Genomic DNA, 24,851 nt, shown 5'->3' with positions numbered 1-24,851 from the left:
ATTAGGGTTGGTTGCTGTAATCAACGTGGATTGGCCGCCAACGGAAAGCCGCAGCATGAACGCACTGCTCAGTTCGTACCTGCCCATCGTCCTCTTCATCGCCGTGGCGGCGGTCGTCGGCCTGGCGCTTATCATAGCGCCGTTCCTGGTGGCCTACCGCAGTCCCGATCCGGAAAAGCTTTCCGCCTATGAGTGCGGCTTCAACTCTTTCGACGATGCCCGCATGAAATTCGACATCCGCTTCTACCTGGTGTCGATCCTGTTCATCATCTTCGACCTGGAAGTGGCCTTCCTGTTCCCGTGGGCGGTGTCGTTCTCGAAGATCGGCATGCTCGGTTTCTGGTCGATGATGGTGTTTTTGGCGGTGCTGACCATCGGCTTTGCCTATGAATGGAAAAAAGGAGCGCTGGAATGGGATTGAACGACAGTTCCGGTACGCTCGTCGCGCCGAAGCCCAAGGGCCTGATCGACCCCAATACCGGACGTCCGGTCGGTTCTGACGATCCGTTCTTCCTGGAGATCAACAATGAACTCGCCGACAAGGGGTTTCTGGTCACCTCGACCGAGGCGTTGATCACCTGGGCGCGCAGCGGCTCGCTGATGTTCATGACCTTCGGTCTGGCCTGCTGCGCCGTCGAGATGATCCACACCTCGATGCCGCGCTATGATTCGGAGCGGTTTGGTGTTGCGCCGCGCGCCTCGCCGCGCCAGTCCGACATCATGATCGTGGCGGGAACGCTGACCAACAAGATGGCCCCGGCGCTGCGCAAGGTCTACGACCAGATGCCGGAGCCGCGCTACGTCATCTCGATGGGCTCCTGCGCCAATGGCGGCGGCTACTACCACTATTCCTATTCGGTGGTGCGCGGCTGCGACCGCATCGTGCCGGTCGACATCTATGTGCCCGGCTGCCCGCCAAGCGCCGAAGCGCTGCTCTACGGCATTCTTCTCTTGCAGAAGAAGATCCGCCGCACCGGCACGATCGAACGGTAAATCCATGGCCGCATCCCTGAGCGAACTGTCGACCTATCTCGGCGAAAAGCTGCCGGGCCGCGTCAAAGACGCGGTGCTGGCCTATGGCGAGCTTGGCATTTCCGTAGAGCCCGGCGACCTGATCGACGTGGCGACCTTCCTGCGCGACGATGCGGGCTGCCAGTTCATCTCGATCATCGATGTCTGCGGCGCCGACTATCCGTCGCGGGCCAAGCGCTTCGACGTCGTCTATCACTTGTTGTCGCCGAAGCAGAATTTGCGCATCCGCATCAAGGTCCAGGCCGACGAAGAGACGCTGGTGCCGTCGCTGACATCAGTTTATCCCGGCGCCGACTGGTATGAGCGCGAGACCTACGATCTCTATGGTGTGCTGTTCTCGGGCCATCCGGACCTGCGCCGCATCCTCACGGATTACGGCTTCGAGGGCCACCCGCTGCGCAAGGATTTCCCGCTGACCGGTTTTGTCGAAGTCCGCTACGACGACGAAGCCAAGCGCGTCATCTACGAGCCGGTGGAGTTGAAGCAGGAATTCCGCAATTTCGATTTTCTCTCCCCGTGGGAAGGCACCGACTACATGCTGCCCGGGGACGAAAAAGCCAAGACGAATTGAGGCGCCAGAATGGCCGAAACCTCCGTCCGCAATTTTAACATCAACTTTGGACCTCAACACCCTGCGGCGCATGGTGTTTTGAGGTTGGTGCTTGAGCTGGACGGCGAAGTGGTCGATCGCGTCGATCCGCATATCGGCTTGTTGCATCGCGGCACCGAAAAGCTGATCGAGCACAAGACCTATCTGCAGGCGGTGCCCTATCTCGACCGGCTCGACTATTGCGCGCCGATGAACCAGGAGCATGCTTTCGCGCTCGCCGCCGAGCGGCTGCTCGGCATCGAGGTGCCGAAGCGCGGGCAGCTGATCCGCGTGCTCTATTGCGAGATCGGCCGCATCATGTCGCACATCCTCAATGTGACGACACAAGCGCTCGATATCGGCGCGCTGACGCCGCCGCTTTGGGGCTTCGTCGAGCGCGAGAAGCTGATGGTCTTTTATGAGCGAGCCTCCGGCTCGCGCATGCACGCGGCCTATTTCCGCCCCGGCGGCGTGCACCAGGATTTGCCGGCGAAGCTGGTCGAGGATATCGGCAAGTGGATCGATCCGTTCCTGAAGTCGCTTGACGATCTCGACAGACTGCTTACCGGCAACCGCATCTTCAAGCAGCGCAATGTCGATATCGGCACTGTGTCGCTGGCCGATGCCTGGGCCTGGGGCTTTTCGGGCGTCATGGTGCGCGGCTCGGGTGCAGCCTGGGACCTGCGCAAGTCGCAGCCCTATGAATGCTATTCCGAGATGGATTTCGACATTCCGATCGGCAAGAATGGCGACTGTTACGACCGTTATCTCGTGCGCATGGAAGAAATGCGCCAGTCGGCGAAGATCATGCGCCAGTGCGTCGACCTCTTGCTCGGCAAGGAAAGCACCGGCCCGGTGTCGAATCTCGACGGCAAGGTGGTGCCGCCCAAGCGCCAGGCGATGAAGCGCTCAATGGAAGCGCTGATCCACCACTTCAAATTGTACACCGAAGGCTATCGCGTGCCGGCCGGCGAGGTCTATGCGGCCGTCGAGGCGCCGAAGGGCGAGTTCGGCGTCTATCTCGTCTCCGACGGCACCAACAAGCCCTACCGCTGCAAGCTGCGCGCCCCCGGTTTCGCGCATCTGCAAGCCATGGATTTCCTCTGCCGCGGCCACATGCTGGCCGACGTTACCGCCGTTCTCGGCTCCCTCGACATCGTGTTTGGTGAGGTCGATCGCTAAATGTCAGTCCGCCGTCTCGCAGAAGCCAGCGTCCAGCCAGCCTCCTTCGCCTTCAACCGGGCGAATGCGGCGGCGGCCAAGCAATGGATCAAGAAATATCCGAAGGGCCGCGAGCAATCGGCGATCATTCCCTTGCTGATGATCGCGCAGGAGCAGGAAGGCTGGGTCACCAAGGCGGCGATCGAGACGATTTCCGACATGCTCGGCATGCCGCGCATCCGCGGGCTCGAGGTCGCGACCTTCTACACGCAATACCAGCTGAGCCCGGTCGGCACTCGTGCCCATATCCAGGTCTGCGGCACCACGCCCTGCATGCTGCGCGGCTCGGAAGCGCTGATGGATGTGTGCCGCTCCAAAATCCACCACGACCAGTTCCACACCAACGACAAGGGCACGCTGTCGTGGGAAGAGGTCGAATGCCTCGGCGCCTGCGTCAACGCGCCGATGGTCATGGTGTTCAAGGACACGTTCGAGGATCTGACGCCGGAACGGCTGGCCGAAATCATCGATCTCTACGATGCGGGCAAGGGTGCCACGGTTCCCACGGGACCGCAGAACGGCCGTACCGGCTCGGAGCCGGCCCCCGGCCTGACGACGCTGAAGAGCGAAAAAGCCATCCTCAAGGCGACGCGCGACAAGGAAGCCAAAGCCGCGACCAAGGCTGCCAAAGCGGCGCCAGCCGCAGTTGCGCCGGCCGCTACGGTTTCGCAGGCGCCGGCCGCAGCGCCGGTTGCGCCGTCCAAGGCCGGCAAGCCAAAGACCGATGCTCCGGAGACCAGTCCGGCTTTGAAGTCGCCATCGCCGGTCAAGGTCGCGCCCGAGGTGGAAAAAGCAGCGAGCGTTGCTGCACCGTTGCATTCGGCTGCCAATGCCAATCTGGCTGCGCCGGAAGTCGAGGAGGTCTCGAAACAGCGTAGCGGCCCCAGGAACAAAGCCGAGCCCGCGGCTGCCTTCAAGGCACCGGAAGTCAAGATTCCAGCAGCCAGGCCGGTAAAACCGTCGCTCGACGACAAGAACCGCCCGGCCGGCATCGACAGGCCGGCTGCGGTCGACGATCTCAAGCTGATCTCGGGTGTCGGCCCGAAGATCGAGACCACGCTGCATTCGCTGGGTATCTTCACCTTCACGCAGGTCGCTTCCTGGAAGAAGGCCGAGCGCGAATGGGTGGACGGCTATCTGTCCTTCCACGGCCGCATCGACCGCGACGACTGGGTCGGCCAAGCCAAGGCGCTCGCCAAGGGCGGCGTCGCCGAATACATCCGCGTCTTCGGCAAGAAGCCGGTCTGAGGATAGAAAAAATGCTTCAGGATAAAGACCGCATCTTCAACAACATCTACGGCCTCTTCGACAAGTCGCTGGCCGGCGCCATGGCGCGCGGGGCCTGGGACAACACGCCCGGCATCATCGCCAAGGGGCGCGAATGGATCGTCAATGAGATGAAGGCGTCGGGCCTGCGCGGCCGCGGCGGCGCCGGCTTCCCGACCGGGCTGAAATGGTCGTTCATGCCCAAGCAGAGCGACGGAAGGCCGAGCTACCTCGTTGTCAACGCCGACGAATCCGAGCCCGGTACCTGCAAGGACCGCGATATACTGCGCAACGATCCGCACACGCTGGTCGAGGGCTCGTTCATCGCCGGCTTCGCCATGGGCGCGGTCGCCGCCTACATCTATGTGCGCGGCGAGTTCGTCAGGGAGCGCGAGGCGTTGCAGCGCGCCATCGACGAGGCCTATGAGGCCAAGCTGATCGGCAAGAACAACACGTCGGGCTATGATTTCGACATCTACATGCACCATGGCGCCGGCGCCTATATCTGCGGCGAAGAAACAGCGCTGCTCGAAAGCCTCGAGGGCAAGAAGGGTCAGCCGCGGCTGAAGCCGCCATTCCCGGCCAATGTTGGCTTGTACGGTTGTCCGACAACCGTGAACAATGTCGAGTCGATCGCGGTGGCGCCGACCATTCTGCGCCGGGGAGCCGCCTGGTTCTCGTCCTTCGGCCGGCCCAACAATGTCGGCACCAAGCTGTTTTGCATCTCGGGCCACGTCAACAACCCGTGCACCGTCGAAGAGGCGATGTCGATCCCGTTCCGCGAGCTGATCGAGACGCATTGCGGCGGCATTCGCGGCGGCTGGGACAATCTGCTTGCGGTCATTCCGGGCGGCGCTTCGGTGCCGCTGGTGCCGGCTGAGCAGATCATCGATGCGCCGATGGATTTCGACGCGCTGCGCGACCTCAAATCCGGCCTCGGCACGGCGGCTGTCATCGTCATGGACAAGTCCACCGATATCGTGAAGGCGATCGCCAGGCTTTCCTATTTCTACAAGCATGAGAGCTGCGGCCAGTGTACGCCGTGCCGCGAAGGCACCGGCTGGATGTGGCGGGTGATGGAGCGGCTGGTGCGCGGCGAGGCGCAGAAGCGCGAGATCGACATGCTGCTCGACGTGACCAAGCAGGTGGAAGGCCATACGATCTGCGCGCTGGGCGATGCGGCGGCATGGCCGATCCAGGGCTTGATGCGGCATTTCCGCGGCGAGGTGGAGCGGCGCATCGACGAGTTTTCGCGCAACGCGCACCGGGCCGAGCCGGTGATGGTAGCGGCGGAATAGATTTGAAATACGGGCGTGAAGCCCGGGACTGACATATCGGGGCGGGGCAGACGAAGAAACGACCAGGAGATTTCTATGGCGCCGTATTCGAACCCTTTGATGCCCAAATTGGATGAACTTGAGAAAATGAACCGCGACCTGACCAGAATGATGCCGAAGGAGATGGCCAGCGCCGTCAACCTTCTCGCGCATCCTGTGGCCGGTGCCGCTGCCATGTCGGCGCTTGGCTTCGGCCTTGCCAACCATGCCTTTGGCGTCTGGCTCGGCGCATGGTCGGGTGCTTTCGAGACATCACAGCGGATTTTCCAGCCGATCATCGACGATTTCGAGCAGCGCGCCGAGCGTTATACGGAGACCGTCCCCGCCACCAAGGCGCGCGCGGCGACCAAGACCCTGATCGCCGAGGCGCAGACTTTTGCCCAGGACGTGACCGATATTGCCGCCAGCACCGTCGATGCCGAGCCGGAGAAGGCGGATCCGGTCGCCGAAGGCGCGACGACCGGGTTGATGCCGGAGGATTTCAGGCAGCCCAAGACCATTGCGCGCCCGTCCAAGCCGTCTGATCTCAAGGCGATAGCGGGCGTCGGGCCGAAGCTGGAAAAGGTGCTGAACGGCCTCGGCATCTGGACCTTTGCCCAGATCGCCGCATGGACGCCGGAAGAAATCGCCTGGATCGAGGATTACCTATCGCTCAAGGGCCGCGTCGGCCGCGACGAGTGGACCCGCCAGGCGGCGGCGCTGACGCTCGCCGCCAAGGCGAAGAGGTAGGGGGCAGGCATGGATGTCCACGACAGGAGCGATGTTCTCGATGTGCGCAATGCCATCGTCAGCAACTCCAGATTTGACGATGTGAACCTGTCGAACACGCAGTTTCGCAACGTCAACCTGTCGGCGGCCCTGGTGGAAGATGCGGATCTTTCGAACGCGTCTTTCACCGACGTGAATATGAGCAATTTGAAGATAGAAAACGCTGAAGTCGCCGGCATGATGATCAATGGCATCAGGCTGAGCGATCTGTTTCAGGCATATGAGACGGCGCAGACCGCCGGGGGCAATTGATGGCAAAGCTCAAGGTCGACGGGAAAGAGATCACTGTACCCGACCACTACACGCTGCTGCAGGCGGCAGAGGACGCTGGCGCGGAAGTGCCGCGCTTCTGCTTCCATGAGCGGCTGTCGATCGCCGGCAATTGCCGCATGTGCCTGATCGAGGTGAAGGGCGGGCCGCCCAAGCCGCAGGCCTCCTGCGCCATGGGTGTGCGCGACCTGCGCCCGGGCCCGAATGGCGAGCCGCCGGAGATCTTCACCAACACGCCCATGGTCAAGAAGGCCCGGGAAGGCGTGATGGAATTCCTGCTGATCAACCATCCGCTGGATTGCCCGATCTGCGACCAGGGTGGCGAATGCGACCTGCAGGACCAGGCGATGGCCTTCGGCGTCGATTCCTCGCGCTATCACGAGAACAAGCGCGCGGTCGAAGACAAGTATATCGGGCCGCTGGTCAAGACGGTGATGAACCGCTGCATCCACTGCACGCGCTGTGTCCGCTTCACCACGGAAGTCGCCGGCATTTCCGAGCTCGGCCTGATCGGCCGCGGCGAGGACGCCGAGATCACCACCTATCTCGAAAGCGCGATGACCTCGGAACTGCAGGGCAATGTCATCGATCTCTGCCCGGTCGGCGCGCTGACCTCGAAGCCTTTCGCCTTCCAGGCGCGGCCGTGGGAGCTGACCAAGACCGAATCCATCGACGTGATGGACGCCGTCGGCTCGGCAATCCGCGTCGATAGCCGCGGCCGCGAAGTGATGCGCATCCTGCCGCGCGTCAACGAAGCGGTGAACGAGGAGTGGATTTCCGACAAGACCCGTTTCATCTGGGATGGGCTGCGCACGCAGCGCCTCGACCGCCCCTATGTGCGCAAGGACGGCAAGTTGGCGCCCGCCAGCTGGGCCGAGGCCTTCGCGGCGATCAAGGATGCGGTGTCGAAGGCTGCGCCGGAGAAGATCGGCGCCATTGCCGGCGATCTCGCGGCGGTTGAGGAAATCTACGCGCTGAAGCAGCTGATGGCTGCGCTGGGCTCCAAGAACATCGACTGCCGCCAGGATGGCGCCGCACTTGATCCGGCGCTTGGCCGCGCCAGCTATATCTTCAATCCGACCATCGAGGGCATCGAGCAGGCCGACGCGGTGCTGATCATCGGCGCCAATCCGCGCTTCGAAGCCTCGGTGCTCAACGCCCGCATCCGCAAGCGCTGGCGCATCGGCAATCTGCCGGTAGGCGTCATCGGCGAGGTCGGCGACACACGCTACGATTACGAACAGCTCGGCGCCGGTCCGGAATCGCTGAAGGATTTGGCCGACGGCAATGGCAAGTTCTTCCAGCTGCTGAAGAAGGCGACGCATCCGCTGATCATTGTCGGCCAGGGCGCACTGTCGCGCGCCGATGGCGCGGCGGTGCTCGGCCAGGCGGCGAAGCTCGCCGCTGCCGTCAACGCTGCCCGCGCCGACTGGAACGGCTTTGCCGTGCTGCACAATGCGGCCGCCCGCGTCGGCGGCCTCGATGTCGGCTTCGTGCCGGGCGAGGGCGGCAAGAATGTCGCCGGCATGCTCGGCGAGAGCGATGTGCTGTTCCTGCTTGGCGCCGACGAGATCGACATGTCAAAGACCGGTGGCGCCTTCGTCGTCTATGTCGGCACCCATGGCGATGCCGGCGCGCACCGCGCCAATGTCATCCTGCCGGGCGCCGCCTACACCGAAAAGTCGGGCACCTATGTCAACACCGAGGGACGCGTGCAGCAGACCAACCGCGCCGGCTTCGCGCCGGGCGATGCGCGCGAGGACTGGGCGATTCTCAGGGCGCTGTCGGATGTGCTCGGCAAGAAGCTGCCGTTTGATTCGCTGCAGCAGCTGCGCGCCAAGCTCTATGGCGAATACCCGCATCTCGCCCGCATCGATCATGTCGAGGCCGGCAACGCCGACGACATCGCCGAGGTGGCGAAGCTCGGCGGGCGGCTGAACAAGGGCACTTTCACCTCGCCGGTCACGGACTTCTATCTGACCAACCCGATCGCGCGGGCGTCGGCCGTCATGGCTGAGTGCTCTGCGCTGGCGAAAAACGGCTTCAGGCAGGCGGCGGAATAAGCATGGACACGTTCTTCTTCCTCTATGTGGTGCCGGCGCTCTGGATTGTGGCCGAGTCGATGTTCCTCATCGTCGTTTTGCTGATCGGGGTCGCCTATCTGCTTTACGCCGACCGCAAGATCTGGGCGGCGGTGCAACTGCGCCGCGGCCCGAACGTCGTCGGCCCCTGGGGCACGCTGCAGGCCTTCGCCGATCTGTTGAAATTCGTCTTCAAGGAGCCGGTCATTCCGTCCGGCGCCAACAAGGGCGTGTTCCTGCTGGCGCCGCTGGTGTCGGCGGTGCTGGCGATCTCGGCCTGGGCGGTCATTCCCGTCAACGCCGGCTGGGCGATCGCCAACGTCAATGTCGGCATCCTCTACGTCTTCGCCATCTCCTCGCTCGAGGTCTATGGCGTGATCATGGGCGGCTGGGCATCGAACTCGAAATACCCGTTCCTCGGCGCGCTGCGCTCGGCGGCGCAGATGGTGTCCTACGAAGTCTCGATCGGCTTCGTCATCGTCACCGTGCTGCTTTGCGTCGGCTCGCTCAACCTGTCGGACATCGTGATGTCGCAGCAGGACGGGCTGGGCACCAAGCTTGGCCTGCCCAACAGCTTCCTCGACTGGCACTGGCTGGCGCTGTTCCCGATGTTCGTCATCTTTTTCATCTCGGCGCTGGCCGAGACGAATCGCCCGCCCTTCGATCTGGTGGAAGCCGAGTCCGAACTCGTCGCCGGCCATATGGTCGAATATTCGTCGACGCCGTTCCTGCTGTTCTTCCTCGGCGAATATGTCGCCGTGGTGCTGATGTGCGCGCTGGCCACCATCCTGTTCCTCGGCGGCTGGCTGCCTCCCTTCGACTTCGCACCCTTCACCTGGGTGCCCGGCGTGATCTGGTTCGTGCTCAAGATCTGCCTGATGTTCTTCATGTTCTCGATGGTGAAGGCTTTCGTGCCGCGCTACCGCTACGATCAGTTGATGCGGCTCGGCTGGAAAGTCTTCCTGCCGATCTCGCTGGCGATGGTGGTAATCGTCGCTGCCTTCCTCAAGATCACGGGGTTTGCGTGATGTCCGCTCTTGGCCAAGCCGCCAAATCGCTGCTGCTGCAGGATTTCGTCAGCGCCTTCTTCCTGTCGATGCGCCAATTCTTCGCGCCGAAGGAGACGATCAACTATCCGCATGAGAAGGGGCCGATCAGCCCGCGCTTCCGGGGCGAGCATGCGCTGCGCCGCTATCCCAATGGCGAGGAACGCTGCATTGCCTGCAAGCTGTGCGAAGCGATCTGCCCGGCGCAGGCGATCACCATCGAGGCCGGCCCGCGCCGCAATGACGGCACGCGCCGCACCGTGCGCTACGACATCGACATGGTGAAGTGCATCTATTGCGGCTTCTGCCAGGAAGCCTGCCCGGTCGACGCCATCGTCGAGGGGCCGAATTTCGAGTTCGCGACGGAGACGCGCGAGGAGCTTTACTACGACAAGGACAGGCTGCTGGCGAATGGCGACCGATGGGAGCGCGAACTGGCACGCAACATCTCGCTGGACTCGCCCTACCGCTGACATTTGACGCATGGACGGGGCGAGGGGCCTCGTCTAAGGACAACGCAACTTGCCGGCCGGAGGCGGTCGCAAACATCGAACAGGACGGATGTCCTGTTTCGGACAGAAACCCGGGGGATCCCCAATGCTGAGTGGACTAGAGGCGGCCTTTTTCTACCTCTTCGCCTTTGTCGCGGTGGCGTCGGCCTTCATGGTCATTTCGTCGCGTAACCCCGTGCATTCCGTGCTGTTCCTGATCCTGACCTTCTTCAACGCCGCCGGCCTGTTCATGCTGACCGGCGCCGAGTTCCTGGCGATGATCCTGCTTGTCGTCTATGTCGGCGCCGTCATGGTGCTGTTCCTGTTCGTCGTCATGATGCTCGATGTCGACTTCGCTGAGATGAAGGAGGGCGCTCTGCAATATGCGCCGATCGGCGCGATGGTCGGGCTGATCCTGGCGGCGGAGCTGATCGTCGTGCTCGGCGGTTACACATTCGCGCCGCAGCTGGCGTCGACGGTGTCAATGCCGACCCCGGATCTTGCCGCGCGGACCAACACGGCCGCGCTCGGCGACATCCTCTATACGGACTACCTCTACTACTTCCAGATTTCGGGCCTCATCCTGCTGGTCGCCATGATCGGCGCGATCGTCTTGACGCTGCGCCACAAGGAAGGGATCAAGCGGCAGTCGATCGCAGCCCAGGTTGGTCGAACGCCGGCGACGGGCATGGAAATCCGCAAGGTCAAGTCGGGCGAGGGGCTCTGAGATGGTCGTCGGCATCGCACATTACCTCACCGTATCGGCGATCCTGTTCACGCTCGGCGTGTTCGGCATCTTCCTGAACCGCCGCAACATCATCGTCATCCTGATGTCAATCGAGCTGATCCTTTTGGCGGTCAACATCAATTTCGTCGCCTTCTCGGCCGCACTCGGCGATCTCGTCGGACAAGTGTTTGCGCTGTTCGTGCTGACGGTCGCGGCCGCTGAAGCGGCCATCGGTCTTGCCATTCTTGTCGTCTTCTTCCGCAACCGCGGCTCGATCGCGGTCGAAGACGTGAACCAGATGAAGGGTTGACGAGGCAGTTATGTATCAAGCGATCGTCTTCCTTCCGCTGCTGGGCTTCCTGATTGTCGGCCTGTTCGGCAATTCGCTCGGCGCCAAGGCATCGGAATACATCACCTCTGGCTTCCTGGTGATTTCGGCCGTGCTGTCCTGGGTCGCCTTCTTCTCCGTCGGCTTCGGCGAGGGCGAGGTGTTCACTGTGCCGGTGCTGCGCTGGATCCAGTCGGGCGGGCTCGACGCGTCATGGGCGCTCAGGATCGACACGCTGACCGTGGTCATGCTGGTGGTGGTCAACACGGTGTCGGCGCTGGTTCACATCTATTCGATCGGCTACATGCACCACGACCCGGACCGGCCGCGCTTCTTTGCCTATCTGTCGCTGTTTACCTTCGCCATGCTGATGCTGGTGACGGCCGACAATCTGGTGCAGATGTTCTTTGGCTGGGAGGGTGTCGGTCTCGCCTCCTATCTGCTGATCGGCTTCTGGTACAAGAAGCCGTCGGCCAATGCCGCGGCCATCAAAGCCTTCGTCGTTAACCGCGTCGGCGATTTCGGCTTCGCGCTCGGCATTTTCGGCGTCTTCGTGCTGTTCGGCTCGGTCAATCTCGGCACCATCTTTGCCAATGCCGCGACGTTCATTCCGGCCGAAGGCGCCGAGCACGGTGCTGCCGTGCTCACCTTCCTTGGCTATGCGCTCGACAAGCACTCGGCCATGACCATCGTCTGTCTGCTGCTGTTCATGGGCGCCATGGGCAAGTCGGCGCAGGTGCCGCTGCACACCTGGCTGCCGGACGCCATGGAAGGTCCGACGCCGGTCTCCGCGCTCATCCATGCCGCCACCATGGTCACCGCCGGCGTGTTCATGCTGGCGCGCCTGTCGCCGCTGTTCGAGCTGTCGCATTCGGCGCTGACGGTGGTGACCTTCATCGGCGCCTTCACCGCCTTCTTCGCGGCGACCGTTGGCCTGGTCCAGAACGACATCAAGCGCGTCATCGCCTATTCGACCTGCTCGCAGCTCGGCTACATGTTCGTCGCGCTTGGCGTCGGCGCCTATGGCGCCGCCATCTTCCATCTGTTCACGCACGCCTTCTTCAAGGCGCTACTGTTCCTCGGTTCGGGCTCGGTCATCCATGCCGTCTCCGACGAGCAGGACATGCGCAAGATGGGTGGCCTCAGGAAGCTCATTCCGAAGACCTACTGGATGATGGTGATCGGCACGCTGGCGCTGACCGGCGTCGGCATTCCGGTGACCGTCATCGGCACCGCCGGTTTCTTCTCCAAGGATGCCATCATCGAGGCTGCCTTTGCCGGGCACAATTCGGTTGCCGGCATTGCCTTCATCCTGCTGGTCATCGCCGCCTGCTTCACCTCGTTCTACTCTTGGCGGCTGATCTTCATGACCTTCCACGGCGAGCCGCGGGCGAGCCACGACGTCATGCACCATGTTCATGAATCGCCGCCGGTGATGCTGGTGCCGCTGTTCATCCTGGCCGCGGGCGCGCTGTTTGCCGGCATCATCTTCCATGGCGCCTTCATCGGCGAGGGCTATGCCGAGTTCTGGAAGGCGTCGCTGTTCACGCTGCCGGACAACCACATCCTGCACGACATCCACGAATTGCCGCTGTGGGTCGAACTGGCGCCGTTCGTCGCCATGGTCATCGGCTTTGCCGTCGCCTGGAAATTCTACATACGCTCGCCGGAACTTCCCCGCAGTGTCGCCGCCAACCATCGCCTGCTCTACGCCTTCCTGCTCAACAAGTGGTATTTCGACGAGCTCTACGACGTCCTGTTCGTGCGCCCGGCAAAGGCCCTCGGCCGGTTCCTGTGGAAGACCGGCGACGGCACCATCATTGACGGGCTCGGGCCGGACGGCGTTTCGGCGCGCGTCGTCGACGTCACCAACCGCGTCGTCAAGCTGCAGACCGGCTACCTCTATCACTACGCCTTCGCCATGCTGATCGGCGTGGCGGCACTCGTCACCTGGATGATGCTCTGATGACCGCCTGGCCAATCCTCTCGCTGGTCACCTTCCTGCCGCTGGTTGGTGTGCTGCTGATCCTGTTCATCCGGGACGACAGCGAAAACGCACGCCGCAACATCCGCGCCATCGCGTTCACAACAACGGCGGCCACCTTCATCATCTCGCTGTTCATCTGGACCGGCTTCGACAATTCGCAGGCCGGCTTCCAGTTCGTCGAGAAGTTTGCTTGGCTGGATTCCGGCATTTCCTACCATATGGGCGTCGACGGCATTTCGATGCTGTTCGTCATCCTGACGACGTTCCTGATGCCGCTCTGCATCCTGGCGTCGTGGGAAGCGATCGACAAGCGCGTCAAGGCCTACATGGTCGCCTTCCTGCTCCTGGAAACGCTGATGATCGGCGTGTTCTGCGCGCTCGACATCGTGCTTTTCTACGTCTTCTTCGAAGCTGGCCTGATCCCGATGTTCATCATCATCGGCGTCTGGGGCGGCAAGCGGCGCGTCTATGCCTCGTTCAAGTTCTTCCTCTATACGCTGGCCGGCTCGGTGCTGATGCTGCTCGCCATCATGGCGATGTTCTTCCAGTCCGGCACCACCGATATCCCGACGCTTTTGACCCACAACTTCCCGGCCAGCATGCAGACATGGCTGTGGCTCGCCTTCTTCGCCTCCTTTGCTGTGAAGATGCCAATGTGGCCGGTGCACACCTGGCTGCCTGATGCGCACGTCGAGGCGCCGACGGCGGGCTCGGTGATCCTGGCTGCCATCCTGCTCAAAATGGGCGGATACGGCTTCCTGCGTTTCTCGCTGCCGATGTTCCCGCTGGCGTCGGAGATGTTCGCGCCGCTGGTGTTCACGCTGTCGGTCGTCGCCATCATCTACACCTCGCTGGTGGCGCTGATGCAGGAGGACATGAAGAAGCTGATCGCCTATTCGTCGGTCGCCCATATGGGCTTCGTCACCATGGGCATTTTTGCCATGAACCAGGAAGGCGTGCAGGGCGCGATCTTCCAGATGCTGTCGCACGGCCTGGTGTCCGGTGCGCTGTTCCTGTGCGTCGGCGTCATCTACGACCGCATGCACACACGCGAGATCGACGCCTATGGCGGTCTGGTCAACAACATGCCGAAATACGCCACCGTGTTCATGGTCTTCACCATGGCCAATGTCGGCCTGCCTGGCACCTCAGGCTTCGTCGGCGAATTCCTGACCATGCTCGGCGTGTTCAAGGTCAACACCTGGGTGGCGTTCTTCGCCGCCACCGGCGTCATCCTGTCGGCGGCCTACGCGCTCTGGCTCTACCGCCGGGTGATCTTCGGCGCGCTGACCAAGGAAAGCCTGAAGGGCCTGCTCGATCTCTCGACGCGCGAGAAGGCGATCATCTACCCGCTGGTCGTGCTGGTCATTTTCTTCGGCGTCTATCCCGCCCCCGTCTTCGATGCCACGGCCCAGTCGGTCAAGGCGCTCGTCACCAATGTCACCGCATCCATCGGCGCCGCGCAGACCGCGGCGGCGAACTGACCAGAGGTTTTGCGAACCATGACGCCGGACCTTTATTCCAGCCTTTCGCTCTCGACGCCGGAGCTGATCCTCGCCATCGGCGCGCTGGCGCTGTTGATGGTCGGCGCCTATTCGCGCGCCAGCACCGTCAACCTGGTGACCGGCCTTGCCGTCGCTGTGCTGGTGATATCAGGCCTGTGGCTGGTCCTTTCCACCGGGCAGGGCAGTGCCTACGGCAACGCCTTCATCCAGGATCCTTTCTCCCGCTTCATGAAGGTGCTGTCGCTTATCGGTTCGGCGGTGACGCTGGTGATGTCGATGCGCTTTGCCAAGCAGGAGCATTTCGACAAGTTCGAATATCCCGTGCTGATCCTGCTCTGCACGCTCGGCATGATGCTGATGATTTCGGCCAACGGCATGATCGGGCTCTATCTCGGCCTCGAACTGCAATCGCTGGCGATCTACGTGCTGGCGGCGATCAACCGCGACAATCTGCGCTCGACCGAGGCCGGCCTGAAGTACTTCGTGCTCGGCGCGCTGTCGTCGGGCATGCTGCTCTATGGCATCAGCCTGGTCTACGGCTACACCGGCAATGTCGGCTTCCAGGAAATTGCCTCCGCACTTGGCAGCGGCGAGCGCCAGCTTGGCCTCGTCGTCGGCCTGGTCTTCGTGCTGGCCGGTCTCGCCTTCAAGATCTCGGCGGTGCCGTTCCATATGTGGACGCCGGATGTTTATGAGGGCGCGCCGACGCCGGTCACCGCCTTCCTGGCGGCAGCCCCCAAGATGGCGGCGATGGCGCTGATCGTGCGCGTCACCATGGGCGCCTTCAAGCCGATCGCTTCCGACTGGCAGCAGATCGTCGTCTTCATCTCGATCGCCTCGATGGCGCTCGGCGCCTTTGCCGCCATCGGCCAGACCAACATCAAGCGGCTGATGGCCTATTCCTCGATCGGCCATATGGGCTACGCGCTGGTCGGTCTTGCCGCCAACAGCGAGGCCGGCGTGCGCGGCGTCGCCATCTACATGCTGATCTATCTGGTGATGACGCTCGGCACCTTCGCCTTCATCCTCGCCATGCGGCGCAAGGAAGGCAATGTCGAGCAGATCAGCGATCTCGCCGGTCTCTCGTCGACCAACCCGATCATGGCGACGATCCTGACCATCCTGATGTTCTCGCTGGCCGGCATCCCGCCGCTCGCCGGCTTCTGGGGGAAGTGGTACGTCTTCCTCGCCGCCATCAACGCCAACCTTTACGCGCTGGCGATCATCGGCGTGCTGGCTTCGGTGGTGGGCGCCTATTACTATCTGCGCATCATCAAGATCATGTGGTTCGACGAACCGGCGGGCGGCTTCGTGCCGATGGCCAGCGAACTGCGCCTCGTGCTCGGCGTCTCCGGCGCTTTCGTGCTGTTCTATGTGCTGATCGGCGGTCCGATCGCGACCTACGCCGAAGCCGCCGCCAAGACATTTTTCTGAGCGGGATGGCATTTCGGCTGGCTCCAACCTCTGAGACGGAAGGGTTCCGGCTCGAGGCCCATGACAGTATCGGCTCCACCAACACGGTGGCGCTGGACCATGCAAGGGCAGGCGACCCCGGCAAATTGTGGGTCGTTTCCAAAAAGCAGGAAAGCGGGCGCGGCCGGCGGGGTCGAGCCTGGGTATCGCCCGAAGGCAATCTCGCCGCGACCTTGCTCGTCATCACCGGCGGTGAGCTTCGCCTTGCCGCGACGCTCGGCTTCGTCGCCGGCCTGTCGCTGGCCGACGCGCTCGATGCCGTCGTGCCGAAGGGCAGGATCGCCATCGGCCTCGACGGCGGAAGCGACGGCAAGAACCGTTTCGAGTTGAAATGGCCGAACGACGTGCTGGCGTCCGGCGCCAAGCTGGCCGGCATCCTGCTGGAATCGGCCATTCTCGACGGCGGCCGCTTCGCGGTGGCGGTCGGCATCGGCGTCAATGTGGTGGCACATCCCGAGGATTTACCGTATCCGGCGACATCGCTGCAGGCGCTTGGCGCGACATGCGATGCCGAAACGCTGTTTTTGGCGCTATCGGACGCGTGGACCGACAATGCGCGGCTGTGGGATGAAGGACGCGGGCTCGACGCCATCCGGCGGCGCTGGCTGGCACGTGCGGCGGGGCTTGGCGGCGAGGTTGCGGTCAGGATTGACGGGAATGTGGTGCGCGGTACCTTCGAGACCATTGACGCGGACTGCCGTTTCGTGATCCGCGATGATGAGGGGTCGGTCGTGACGGTAGCCGCCGGCGACGTGCATTTCGGCGCGGTCGCGTCGGCAAGAGTCTGATCGTTGTGCGCAATTCCTGTGGGAAAACCGTTACAGGCTTTTCCTGGAATTGCTTAAGGGGCTGGCCGCAAGGGCCGGGAAGGGAAAATTGATGGCGAAAGCGCAAAACGCCGAACTCGTCTTCGTGCCGCTCGGCGGCGTCGGCGAGATCGGCATGAACTTCGCCCTCTACGGCTATGGGCCGCCCAGTGCGCGCGAGTGGATCGTCGTCGATGTCGGCGTCACCTTTCCAGACGCGGCGCATCCAGGCGTCGACCTGATCCTGCCCGATACGCGCTTCATCGAGGAGAACCTCGCCAATCTGCGCGGCATCATCATCACCCACGCGCATGAAGACCATTACGGCGCGCTGCTCGACACCTGGCCGAAGCTGAAGGCGCCGGTGTGGATGACGCCGTTCAGTGCCGGCCTGCTGGACGCCAAGCGCCAGGGCGAACAGGGCGCGCCGAAGATCCCGGTGACGATCTACCGGGCGGGCGAAAAGTTCACCGTCGGGCCGTTCGAGATCGAGGCCATTCCGGTGGCGCATTCGATCCCCGAGCCGATGTCGCTGGCCATCACCTCGCCGGCCGGCACCGTCATCCATACCGGTGACTGGAAGATCGATCCGGAACCGACGATCGGCCCGAAGACCGACGAGGCGCGCTTCCGCGCCTATGGCGACAAGGGCGTGCTGGCGCTGGTCTGCGATTCGACCAATGCGCTGCGCGAAGGTGAATCGCCCTCGGAAGTGGCGGTCGGCGAGGGCCTGAGGGGCGTGATCCAGAGTGCCGTCGGCCGCGTGGCGGTCACCACCTTCTCCTCCAATGTCGGGCGCATCGTCTCGATCGCCAAGGCGGCGCGCGATGCGGGCCGGCAGTGCCTGGTGCTGGGACGCTCGCTGAAGCGCGTCATCGATGTCGCCGGTGAACTCGGGTACATGGACGGTCTGCCGGAATTCATCGCCGAAGAAGACTTTGGCTTCATCCCGCGCGAAAACCTGGTCATCATCTGCACCGGCAGCCAGGGCGAGCCGCTGGCGGCGCTGGCAAAGCTGTCGCGCGAAGAGATGAAATCGGTGTCTCTGACGGCAGGCGACACCGTGGTGTTTTCCTCGCGCACCATTCCCGGCAATGAGAAGGCGATCCTCGAGATCAAGAACCGCCTCATCGATCTCGGCATCAAGATCATCGAGGACGGCGACGCGCTGGTGCATGTCTCCGGCCATCCTCGCCGCAGCGAACTGCGCAAGATGTATGAATGGGTGCGCCCGCAGATCGGCGTTCCCGTGCATGGCGAAGCCGCGCATCTGGTGGCGCAGGGGTCACTGATGTCGACCTCCGGCATCGGCCAGGTGGCGCAGGTGCGCGACGGCGACATGCTGCGGCTCGCGCCCGGTCCCGCCACCATCATCGACCAAGTGCCGTTCGGCCGCATCTACAAGGATGGCCGCCTGATCGGCACCGACCAGGCGATGGGCATACGCGACCGGCGCAAGCTGTCGTTCGCTGGCCACGTCGCGGTCAATGTCGTGCTCGACGACAAATATGAGCTCGCCGGCGATCCCGACCTGGTCGCCATCGGCGTCGCCGAGGCGGATGCCCGTGGGGAGAACATGGAAGATCTGATGCTCGACGCGGCCGTCGGCGCGGTGGACTCTATCCCCCGCCAACGCCGCAAGGACCTCGATCTGGTGCAGGAAGCGGTGCGGCGCGCCGTGCGCGGTGCCGCCAACGAAGCCTGGGGCAAGAAGCCGCTGGTGACGGTGTTTGTGACGCGGTGAGGATAAGGGAGTAGGGCAGTAGGGCAGTAGGGAGTAGGGAAGAGCGAAACAGCTCCGACTTGTTTTCCCAACTCCCCTATCGCTGGAACTCAACCGGTGGCGGGGCGCCAGCGAAAGGTCCCGTCCACCTGCTCGATGTGCCCGAGACCCGGAAACGGCATATGATAACCGGCGACAAGCAGCCGGTGGTCGGCGGCCAGTTTCAGCAGGCGCTTGCGGGTCTCGACGGCCTGCTCTTTCTCGTCGTCGAGATCGGCATGCCACTCAGGCTGCTGGATCGACACGACAGAGTGCAGGAAGGCGTCCGACCAGACGAGCAATTGCTGTCCGTCGCTTTCGACGTGGAACGCCAGCAGTCCCGGAGAATGGCCGGCGGCGTCGATGGCGGTGATGCCCGGCACGACCTCGTCTCCGGGCGCTACGAATGTCGCGCGGTCGGCAAGGCCGGCGCAGACACGCAGGAACAGGTCGCGGTTGTTCAGCCTGGCTTCGCGCACCGTATCCGCCTCGGTCCAGAAGACGAATTCGGCCGCACCGAAGACGTAGCGCGCCCGGCTGAAAACTGGTTCGCCGTTGTTTACGAGGCCGCCGATGTGGTCGGGGTGGCCATGCGTGATGACCACCAAATCGATGTCGCCGGGTTCGAGCCCGAGGTCCCGCAGGCATTGCAGGAGCGAACTGTCGTCGTCGCCGAATCCGGTGTCGAACAGGATCTTTTCGGTGCCAGTGTCGACCAGCGTCGGGATGAAGCAATGCTCGTAGCGGTTGGGATCGATGAAGTTCGAGACGACGAGTTCCCGCACCGCGCCCGGCGATTGCCCGGGGGCGAAAGCAGCCGCGAGATTGTCTCTGACATCGACGGCGTCGAGCAGGGCGGCGACCTTGAACGAGCCAAGATCGAAACTAAAAACGCGGGGGCGGGCATCGGGCATCGCCGTTTGTACTTCGCAGACATCGATTGGAACAGGGCGGCGGTTCACCGAAGTGCGACCTTGCGCGCCTCCGCAAAGGCTATTGATGTCGGCCGATTTGCCGTAAGACGCCAGCATAGAAGCTGGAGGTTTCATGCTGGGACGCCTGAACCATGTCGCGCTTGCAGTGCCGGATCTGGCGGCGGCGATCATCGCCTATCGCGATACGCTTGGCGCACGCGTGACCGCGCCGCAGCCGCTGCCTGAGCATGGCGTGACGGTGGTGTTCGTCGATGTCGTCAACACCAAGATCGAACTCTTGGAGCCGCTGGGCGAGGGCTCGCCAATCGCGGCCTTCCTGGCGAAGAACCCCTCGGGCGGCATGCATCATGTCTGCTATGAGGTCGACGATATTCTTGCCGCGCGCGATCATCTCAAGGCGAGCGGCGCCCGCGTGCTGGGCGACGGCAATCCCAAAACCGGCGCGCACGGCAAGCCGGTGCTGTTCCTGCACCCGAAGGATTTCTTCGGCACGCTGGTTGAACTGGAGCAGGCATGAGCTGGATTTCGTTTGCCGCGCTGTTCTTCATCACCTGGTGGCTGATGCTGTTCATGGTGCTGCCGTTCAGCGTGCGCACGCAGGACGACGATCACGACGTGACGCTGGGCACGGTCGCCAGCGCGCCGCGCGGGCCGCATATGCTGCGCGCCGTGATCCGCACCACCATTGTCACGGCGGTTGTCATGGGCATTTTCTACGGCCTGACGCACGGGCTGGGTTACAGCCTCGACGAAGTCCCGCACATCATCCCCGAAGCCAGCCAGGCACCGGCTAACTAAAACCTTTTCCGCCGACAGATCGGGCGGGCGGCATGCTGCTGTTTGTGCCTATTTTCGGAGCATCGAACTCCAGTTTCGGCGCACTCGGGCTGAGGTTAGCAACCCCGCACGCAAGCATAGCCAATCCTGATAGAATCGCGACCAGATCACGCCGGCGCAAGCTCATGTGATTTGGGAATGTGTAGATCTAACCAGATGATTGCGCAAAAAAAATGCAAGGCACAAGGCCTTGCAATTTAAACGCGTTCCGATCTGTTTTCCGGTTTCCGGCGGCAGCGGGTAACCGCGCCTAGATCGCATCCTCCCAAGACTTTGACCGCGTAGGAGAGCAGATTTTTCTCTACCCTCTCGGTTATCGGGGCACACTAGCCTAACCCCGATGAAATTGTCACGCAGAATTTTGCCCGCAAACGGGCAATCCTGTGCTGCACTGCACAATAGTACGGCAGGCTTTGCTTGCGAAACGAACAACGCCGGCGCTGCCGCATTAATGCGACCAGGTGTGCTGCGTCGCTCAGGGGCGCAAGGCGTGTATCAGCACTTTCCAGCCTGGCGGAGCACTTTGCGCCCAAGGATTATCGTTTTCGGTTCGAAGGTCTTTGGAAGAAGAATCGATTTTTGCGATTTCGGGCCGATGCCGCGGGTCGGGTTTCCATTCCGTCACGAAATAGCTATGAAGCCGGGGCAAGCAAGCCAGCCGCGCCGATTCCGGCGCAGCCTCCTCTCTCACGGACCTGTCCATGCGTTTGTCGCAGTTTTTCCTGCCCATCCTGAAAGAAAATCCGCGTGAGGCAGAGATCGTCTCGCACCGGCTGATGCTGCGGGCCGGCATGATCCGCCAGCAGGGGCAGGGCAGCTTTTCCTGGCTGCCGCTGGGCAAGCTGGTACTGGACAAGGTCTGCCGCATCATCCGCGAGGAGCAGAACCGCGCCGGCGCACTGGAGATCCTGATGCCGACCATCCAGTCGGCCGATCTGTGGCGCGAAAGCGGCCGCTATGACGACTATGGCAAGGAAATGCTGCGCATCAAGGACCGGCAGGACCGCGACATGCTCTACGGCCCGACCAATGAGGAAGTGGTCACCGAAATCGTGCGCGCCTACGTCAAGTCCTACAAGGATTTGCCGCTCAACCTCTACCACATCCAGTGGAAGTTCCGCGACGAGGTGCGGCCGCGCTTCGGCGTCATGCGCTCACGCGAATTCCTGATGAAGGACGCCTATTCCTTCGACCTCGATTTCGAGGGCGCCAAGGCGGCCTACAACAGGATGTTCGTCTCCTATCTCAGGACGTTCACGCGCATGGGGCTGCAGGCAATCCCGATGCGGGCCGACACCGGGCCGATCGGCGGCGACCTCAGCCATGAATTCATCATCCTGGCCGACACCGGTGAAAGCCAGGTCTATTGCGACCGCGAGTATCTGTCGCTCCAGGTGCCCGGCGAAAACACCGACTTTGCCAATGACGGCGAGATCGCCGACATCGTCAAGACCTGGACGACGCCCTACGCCGCCACCGACGAGATGCATGACGAGGCGGCCTGGGACAAGCTCGGCGAAGCCGACCGGGTCTCGGCACGCGGCATCGAGGTCGGCCACATCTTCCATTTCGGCGACAAGTATTCGAAGCCCATGGGCGCCAAGGTGACCGGGCCCGACGGCAAGGATCATTTCGTCTCCGGCGGCTCCTACGGCATCGGGCCGTCGCGCCTGGTGGCGGCGATCATCGAGGCCAGCCATGACGATAACGGCATCATCTGGCCGGAAGCGGTGGCGCCGTTCGACATCGGCCTGATCAACATGAAGGTGGGCGACGCCGACTGCGACCGCGTCTGCGACGAGCTCTATGCCGCCTTCGCCGGCGCCGGCAAGGATGTGCTTTACGACGACACCGACCAGCGGCCGGGCGGCAAGTTTGCCACCGCCGATCTGATCGGCCTGCCCTGGCAGGTGATCGTCGGTCCGCGCGGCGTCGCCGCCGGCGAGATCGAGATCAAGAACCGCAGGACCGGCGAGCGCGAGACGCTGCCGGTCGCGGAGGCCAAGAAACGCTTCGGTGCAACCGCATGAGCGAAGCCGCGGCAGCGAAATCTCCGGTCGCCAAGTCGCCGGTCGCCAAGTCTCCGGTCGCTGGCCCGTTTTCCATGTTCGAGCGCATGGTCGCCTGGCGCTATTTGCGGTCGCGCCGCAAGGAGACGGTGATCTCGGTCATCGCCTCGATCTCCTTCCTCGGCATTATGCTGGGCGTCGCCACGCTGATCGTCGTCATGGCTGTGATGAACGGCTTCAGGGCCGAGCTTCTGACCCGCATTCTCGGCGTCAACGGTCATCTGATCGTGCAGCCGCTGGATTCGCCGCTTGAGGACTATGCGCAGGTTGCCGCCCGCATCAACGGCGTGGCCGGCGTCAAATACGCCATTCCGCTGATCGACGGCCAGGTGCTGGCGCAAGGCAATGTCGGCGGCGGCATGGGCGCACTGGTGCGCGGCATACGCGCCGAGGACCTCGGCAAGATCGCCATCGTCGCCAACAACGTCAAGCAGGGTTCGCTCGCCGATTTCGACTCGGGCGAGGGCGTCGCCATCGGCAAGCGCATGGCCGAGAATCTCGGCCTCGTGCTCGGTGACACCATCACACTGATCTCGCCCGACGGCGATGTGACGCCGATGGGCACGACGCCGCGGTTGAAGGGCTATAAGGTGGCGGCGATCTTCGAAGTCGGCATGTCGGAGTATGACAGCTCCATCGTCTACATGCCGTTTTCCGAGGCGCAGCTCTATTTCAACATGGACGGCAGGGCGCAGACGATCGAGATCTATGTCGACAATCCCGACGATGTGGACGCGCTGAAACCGCTGGTCGATGCGGCGGCGCAGCGGCCAATCGACATGGTCGACTGGCGCCAGCGCAACGAGACGTTCTTTTCAGCCCTTCAGGTCGAGCGCAATGTCATGTTCATGATCCTGACGCTGATCGTGCTGGTGGCGGCGCTCAACATCATCTCCGGCCTGATCATGCTGGTGAAGGACAAGGGCCACGACATCGCCATCCTGCGCACGATGGGCGCCTCGCGCGCCGCCATCCTGCGCATCTTCCTGATGACGGGCGCTGCGATCGGCGTGACCGGCACGCTCGCCGGCGTGCTGCTCGGGGTGCTCATCTGCACCAACATCGAATCCATCCGCCAGTTCTTCTCCTGGATGACCGGCAAGGTGCTGTTCAATCCGGAGCTCTATTTCCTCAGCCAGTTGCCGGCCAAGATGGATCCGCGCGAGACCACCTACGTCATCCTGATGGCGCTCGGCCTGTCCTTCCTGGCTACCGTGTTTCCGGCGTGGCGGGCCGCCCGTCTCGATCCGGTCGAGGCCTTGAGATACGAATGAAGTCCGAGATCATTATCGAGCTGAAGAGCGTCGAGCGGCACTATGTCCAGGGGCCGCGCAAGCTCACCATTTTGAACGGCGCCGACTTTTCGCTGAAGCGCGGCGAGATGGTGGCGCTGGTGGCGCCGTCTGGCACCGGCAAGTCGACGCTCTTGCACACTGCGGGCCTGCTGGAGCGCCCCGACGCCGGCGACGTCATTTTGGCCGGCCGCGCCTGCGGACGGCTCTCCGATGACGAACGCACCGCGATCCGCCGCAACGATGTCGGCTTCGTCTATCAGTTCCACCATCTGCTGCCGGAGTTTTCGGCGCTCGAAAACATCATGATGCCGCAGCTGATCAAGGGCCTGTCCCGCAAGGAAGCATCCGAGCGCGCGGCACAGCTGCTCGACTACATGCAAATCGGCAAGCGCGCGTCGCACCGGCCATCCGAATTGTCGGGCGGCGAGCAGCAGCGCGTCGCCATTGCCCGTGCCGTCGCCAATGCGCCATTGCTGCTTTTGGCCGACGAGCCGACCGGCAATCTCGACCCGGTCACCGCGTCCTATGTCTTCGAGGCGCTGGGCGCACTGGTCAGGCAGTCGGGCCTTGCCGCGCTGATCGCCACCCACAACCACGAACTGGCCTCGCGCATGGATCGGCGGGTGACGCTGCACGAGGGTAAGGTGGTGCCGCTTTAGGGCATGGCGATACTCGGCCGGTCTGCGGATGTTGGCCCATGCTGTCCTTGGCGAGGTTCTTCAGGGCAAGCAAGATCGCCGAAGGCAGCACCGCCCCTCATTGTCCTGCCGGACATTTCTCCCCGTATAGTGACGGGGAGAAAGGGGCCTGCCGCGCCCCTCGGCGCTTAATCCTGCAACGCCGGCGATTGGCGAAATCGTCGATGAGAGCGACCCCTCTCCCCGTCACTATACGGGGAGAGGATGCCGGCAGGCAGGTGAGGGGCTGCGCCGACATTAGCGAACCATTCGCGACCTGAAGCAGTGGATATCTTCCACCGCACGATCCTGCCCCTCATCCCATCAACGCTTTCTTAACCCTGCCCAA

General features: G+C 63.0%; 24 protein-coding genes. 23 read left to right on the top strand and 1 reads right to left on the bottom strand.

What is annotated here, in order from left to right:
- The first annotated feature begins 55 nt into the window (after positions 1 to 55).
- From AC1DXM_RS01405 to AC1DXM_RS01320, 18 genes are all read left to right on the top strand, one after another.
- Positions 56 to 421, top strand: coding sequence for an NADH-quinone oxidoreductase subunit A (locus AC1DXM_RS01405; protein WP_112565102.1), 366 nt, complete (start codon positions 56 to 58; stop codon positions 419 to 421).
- The gene (locus AC1DXM_RS01400; RefSeq protein ID WP_023670824.1) at positions 412 to 993 is read left to right on the top strand and encodes a NuoB/complex I 20 kDa subunit family protein; all 582 of its coding nucleotides are present in this window, start codon (positions 412 to 414) and stop codon (positions 991 to 993) included. Before AC1DXM_RS01405 ends, AC1DXM_RS01400 begins: the two co-directional genes overlap by 10 nt.
- Positions 994 to 997: 4 nt before the next feature.
- Positions 998 to 1,603 carry an NADH-quinone oxidoreductase subunit C gene (locus tag AC1DXM_RS01395; RefSeq protein ID WP_477231417.1) on the top strand — a complete coding sequence of 202 codons (606 nt, stop codon included), beginning with the start codon at positions 998 to 1,000 and terminating at the stop codon, positions 1,601 to 1,603.
- A 9-nt stretch (positions 1,604 to 1,612) separates the two neighbouring features.
- Positions 1,613 to 2,803 (top strand): NADH-quinone oxidoreductase subunit D, encoded by a 1,191-nt coding sequence (locus AC1DXM_RS01390; protein ID WP_352559271.1) that lies wholly within the window; start codon positions 1,613 to 1,615, stop codon positions 2,801 to 2,803.
- Positions 2,804 to 4,090 (top strand): NADH-quinone oxidoreductase subunit E, encoded by a 1,287-nt coding sequence (locus tag AC1DXM_RS01385; RefSeq protein ID WP_477231416.1) that lies wholly within the window; start codon positions 2,804 to 2,806, stop codon positions 4,088 to 4,090.
- A gap of 11 nt (positions 4,091 to 4,101) precedes the next feature.
- Positions 4,102 to 5,406 carry an NADH-quinone oxidoreductase subunit NuoF gene (nuoF, locus tag AC1DXM_RS01380; protein ID WP_192257651.1) on the top strand — a complete coding sequence of 435 codons (1,305 nt, stop codon included), beginning with the start codon at positions 4,102 to 4,104 and terminating at the stop codon, positions 5,404 to 5,406.
- Positions 5,407 to 5,481: 75 nt separating this feature from the next.
- Positions 5,482 to 6,174: an NADH-ubiquinone dehydrogenase gene (locus tag AC1DXM_RS01375; protein ID WP_477231415.1), complete on the top strand. Its 693-nt coding sequence runs from the start codon at positions 5,482 to 5,484 to the stop codon at positions 6,172 to 6,174.
- A 9-nt stretch (positions 6,175 to 6,183) separates the two neighbouring features.
- On the top strand, positions 6,184 to 6,465 hold the full coding sequence (locus AC1DXM_RS01370) for a pentapeptide repeat-containing protein (protein WP_477231414.1): 282 nt from the start codon (positions 6,184 to 6,186) through the stop codon (positions 6,463 to 6,465).
- Entirely contained in the window at positions 6,465 to 8,546 is a 2,082-nt protein-coding gene (nuoG, locus tag AC1DXM_RS01365) for an NADH-quinone oxidoreductase subunit NuoG (protein WP_477231413.1), read from the top strand. The genes AC1DXM_RS01370 and nuoG overlap by 1 nt, the downstream gene beginning before the upstream one ends.
- Positions 8,547 to 8,548: 2 nt before the next feature.
- Positions 8,549 to 9,592 (top strand): NADH-quinone oxidoreductase subunit NuoH, encoded by a 1,044-nt coding sequence (gene nuoH / locus AC1DXM_RS01360; RefSeq protein ID WP_477231412.1) that lies wholly within the window; start codon positions 8,549 to 8,551, stop codon positions 9,590 to 9,592.
- The gene (gene nuoI / locus AC1DXM_RS01355; RefSeq protein ID WP_023815530.1) at positions 9,592 to 10,083 is read left to right on the top strand and encodes an NADH-quinone oxidoreductase subunit NuoI; all 492 of its coding nucleotides are present in this window, start codon (positions 9,592 to 9,594) and stop codon (positions 10,081 to 10,083) included. The genes nuoH and nuoI overlap by 1 nt, the downstream gene beginning before the upstream one ends.
- Positions 10,084 to 10,207: 124 nt before the next feature.
- Positions 10,208 to 10,828 carry an NADH-quinone oxidoreductase subunit J gene (locus tag AC1DXM_RS01350; RefSeq protein WP_477231411.1) on the top strand — a complete coding sequence of 207 codons (621 nt, stop codon included), beginning with the start codon at positions 10,208 to 10,210 and terminating at the stop codon, positions 10,826 to 10,828.
- A gap of 1 nt (position 10,829) precedes the next feature.
- The gene (nuoK, locus tag AC1DXM_RS01345) at positions 10,830 to 11,138 is read left to right on the top strand and encodes an NADH-quinone oxidoreductase subunit NuoK (RefSeq protein ID WP_023670810.1); all 309 of its coding nucleotides are present in this window, start codon (positions 10,830 to 10,832) and stop codon (positions 11,136 to 11,138) included.
- A 10-nt stretch (positions 11,139 to 11,148) separates the two neighbouring features.
- The gene (nuoL, locus tag AC1DXM_RS01340) at positions 11,149 to 13,122 is read left to right on the top strand and encodes an NADH-quinone oxidoreductase subunit L (RefSeq protein WP_477231410.1); all 1,974 of its coding nucleotides are present in this window, start codon (positions 11,149 to 11,151) and stop codon (positions 13,120 to 13,122) included.
- Positions 13,122 to 14,627, top strand: a complete 1,506-nt coding sequence (locus tag AC1DXM_RS01335; RefSeq protein WP_477231409.1) for an NADH-quinone oxidoreductase subunit M — start codon at positions 13,122 to 13,124, stop codon at positions 14,625 to 14,627. The genes nuoL and AC1DXM_RS01335 overlap by 1 nt, the downstream gene beginning before the upstream one ends.
- Before the next feature lie 18 nt (positions 14,628 to 14,645).
- Complete coding sequence (gene nuoN, locus AC1DXM_RS01330) at positions 14,646 to 16,082, top strand: NADH-quinone oxidoreductase subunit NuoN (protein WP_477231408.1); 1,437 nt, start codon at positions 14,646 to 14,648, stop codon at positions 16,080 to 16,082.
- Positions 16,083 to 16,087: 5 nt separating this feature from the next.
- A complete protein-coding gene (locus AC1DXM_RS01325; protein ID WP_477231407.1) occupies positions 16,088 to 16,909 on the top strand; it encodes a biotin--[acetyl-CoA-carboxylase] ligase in 822 nt (273 codons plus the stop codon).
- Positions 16,910 to 17,000: 91 nt separating this feature from the next.
- Complete coding sequence (locus tag AC1DXM_RS01320; protein ID WP_352584105.1) at positions 17,001 to 18,671, top strand: ribonuclease J; 1,671 nt, start codon at positions 17,001 to 17,003, stop codon at positions 18,669 to 18,671.
- An 89-nt stretch (positions 18,672 to 18,760) separates the two neighbouring features.
- Here AC1DXM_RS01320 and AC1DXM_RS01315 read toward each other — a convergent pair whose 3' ends face one another.
- Positions 18,761 to 19,603, bottom strand: a complete 843-nt coding sequence (locus tag AC1DXM_RS01315; RefSeq protein WP_477231406.1) for an MBL fold metallo-hydrolase — start codon at positions 19,601 to 19,603, stop codon at positions 18,761 to 18,763.
- A 133-nt stretch (positions 19,604 to 19,736) separates the two neighbouring features.
- Here AC1DXM_RS01315 and mce point away from each other — a divergent pair, with 133 nt between their 5' ends.
- From mce to AC1DXM_RS01290, 5 genes are all read left to right on the top strand, one after another.
- Positions 19,737 to 20,141: a methylmalonyl-CoA epimerase gene (mce, locus tag AC1DXM_RS01310; RefSeq protein ID WP_477231405.1), complete on the top strand. Its 405-nt coding sequence runs from the start codon at positions 19,737 to 19,739 to the stop codon at positions 20,139 to 20,141.
- A complete protein-coding gene (locus tag AC1DXM_RS01305) occupies positions 20,138 to 20,422 on the top strand; it encodes a DUF1467 family protein (RefSeq protein WP_477231404.1) in 285 nt (94 codons plus the stop codon). The genes mce and AC1DXM_RS01305 overlap by 4 nt, the downstream gene beginning before the upstream one ends.
- Positions 20,423 to 21,162: 740 nt before the next feature.
- Complete coding sequence (gene proS, locus AC1DXM_RS01300) at positions 21,163 to 22,491, top strand: proline--tRNA ligase (protein WP_477231403.1); 1,329 nt, start codon at positions 21,163 to 21,165, stop codon at positions 22,489 to 22,491.
- Positions 22,488 to 23,804 (top strand): lipoprotein-releasing ABC transporter permease subunit, encoded by a 1,317-nt coding sequence (locus AC1DXM_RS01295; RefSeq protein ID WP_477231402.1) that lies wholly within the window; start codon positions 22,488 to 22,490, stop codon positions 23,802 to 23,804. The genes proS and AC1DXM_RS01295 overlap by 4 nt, the downstream gene beginning before the upstream one ends.
- Positions 23,801 to 24,484, top strand: coding sequence for an ABC transporter ATP-binding protein (locus AC1DXM_RS01290; protein ID WP_112565145.1), 684 nt, complete (start codon positions 23,801 to 23,803; stop codon positions 24,482 to 24,484). Before AC1DXM_RS01295 ends, AC1DXM_RS01290 begins: the two co-directional genes overlap by 4 nt.
- Positions 24,485 to 24,851 lie beyond the last annotated feature (367 nt).

The organism is Mesorhizobium sp. P3_A2 (assembly GCF_056403115.1).
Note: the sequence above shows the minus strand (reverse complement) of the source record. Positions and strands in the feature narration are given on the sequence as shown.

What these genes read in the sequence shown, in the direction of transcription:
- AC1DXM_RS01405 (WP_112565102.1), top strand. Translation starts at nt 56, where the DNA reads ATGAACGCACTGCTCAGTTCGTACCTGCCCATCGTCCTCTTCATCGCC.
- AC1DXM_RS01400 (WP_023670824.1), top strand. Translation starts at nt 412, where the DNA reads ATGGGATTGAACGACAGTTCCGGTACGCTCGTCGCGCCGAAGCCCAAG.
- AC1DXM_RS01395 (WP_477231417.1), top strand. Translation starts at nt 998, where the DNA reads ATGGCCGCATCCCTGAGCGAACTGTCGACCTATCTCGGCGAAAAGCTG.
- AC1DXM_RS01390 (WP_352559271.1), top strand. Translation starts at nt 1,613, where the DNA reads ATGGCCGAAACCTCCGTCCGCAATTTTAACATCAACTTTGGACCTCAA.
- AC1DXM_RS01385 (WP_477231416.1), top strand. Translation starts at nt 2,804, where the DNA reads ATGTCAGTCCGCCGTCTCGCAGAAGCCAGCGTCCAGCCAGCCTCCTTC.
- nuoF (WP_192257651.1), top strand. Translation starts at nt 4,102, where the DNA reads ATGCTTCAGGATAAAGACCGCATCTTCAACAACATCTACGGCCTCTTC.
- AC1DXM_RS01375 (WP_477231415.1), top strand. Translation starts at nt 5,482, where the DNA reads ATGGCGCCGTATTCGAACCCTTTGATGCCCAAATTGGATGAACTTGAG.
- AC1DXM_RS01370 (WP_477231414.1), top strand. Translation starts at nt 6,184, where the DNA reads ATGGATGTCCACGACAGGAGCGATGTTCTCGATGTGCGCAATGCCATC.
- nuoG (WP_477231413.1), top strand. Translation starts at nt 6,465, where the DNA reads ATGGCAAAGCTCAAGGTCGACGGGAAAGAGATCACTGTACCCGACCAC.
- nuoH (WP_477231412.1), top strand. Translation starts at nt 8,549, where the DNA reads ATGGACACGTTCTTCTTCCTCTATGTGGTGCCGGCGCTCTGGATTGTG.
- nuoI (WP_023815530.1), top strand. Translation starts at nt 9,592, where the DNA reads ATGTCCGCTCTTGGCCAAGCCGCCAAATCGCTGCTGCTGCAGGATTTC.
- AC1DXM_RS01350 (WP_477231411.1), top strand. Translation starts at nt 10,208, where the DNA reads ATGCTGAGTGGACTAGAGGCGGCCTTTTTCTACCTCTTCGCCTTTGTC.
- nuoK (WP_023670810.1), top strand. Translation starts at nt 10,830, where the DNA reads ATGGTCGTCGGCATCGCACATTACCTCACCGTATCGGCGATCCTGTTC.
- nuoL (WP_477231410.1), top strand. Translation starts at nt 11,149, where the DNA reads ATGTATCAAGCGATCGTCTTCCTTCCGCTGCTGGGCTTCCTGATTGTC.
- AC1DXM_RS01335 (WP_477231409.1), top strand. Translation starts at nt 13,122, where the DNA reads ATGACCGCCTGGCCAATCCTCTCGCTGGTCACCTTCCTGCCGCTGGTT.
- nuoN (WP_477231408.1), top strand. Translation starts at nt 14,646, where the DNA reads ATGACGCCGGACCTTTATTCCAGCCTTTCGCTCTCGACGCCGGAGCTG.
- AC1DXM_RS01325 (WP_477231407.1), top strand. Translation starts at nt 16,088, where the DNA reads ATGGCATTTCGGCTGGCTCCAACCTCTGAGACGGAAGGGTTCCGGCTC.
- AC1DXM_RS01320 (WP_352584105.1), top strand. Translation starts at nt 17,001, where the DNA reads ATGGCGAAAGCGCAAAACGCCGAACTCGTCTTCGTGCCGCTCGGCGGC.
- AC1DXM_RS01315 (WP_477231406.1), bottom strand. Translation starts at nt 19,603, where the DNA reads ATGCCCGATGCCCGCCCCCGCGTTTTTAGTTTCGATCTTGGCTCGTTC.
- mce (WP_477231405.1), top strand. Translation starts at nt 19,737, where the DNA reads ATGCTGGGACGCCTGAACCATGTCGCGCTTGCAGTGCCGGATCTGGCG.
- AC1DXM_RS01305 (WP_477231404.1), top strand. Translation starts at nt 20,138, where the DNA reads ATGAGCTGGATTTCGTTTGCCGCGCTGTTCTTCATCACCTGGTGGCTG.
- proS (WP_477231403.1), top strand. Translation starts at nt 21,163, where the DNA reads ATGCGTTTGTCGCAGTTTTTCCTGCCCATCCTGAAAGAAAATCCGCGT.
- AC1DXM_RS01295 (WP_477231402.1), top strand. Translation starts at nt 22,488, where the DNA reads ATGAGCGAAGCCGCGGCAGCGAAATCTCCGGTCGCCAAGTCGCCGGTC.
- AC1DXM_RS01290 (WP_112565145.1), top strand. Translation starts at nt 23,801, where the DNA reads ATGAAGTCCGAGATCATTATCGAGCTGAAGAGCGTCGAGCGGCACTAT.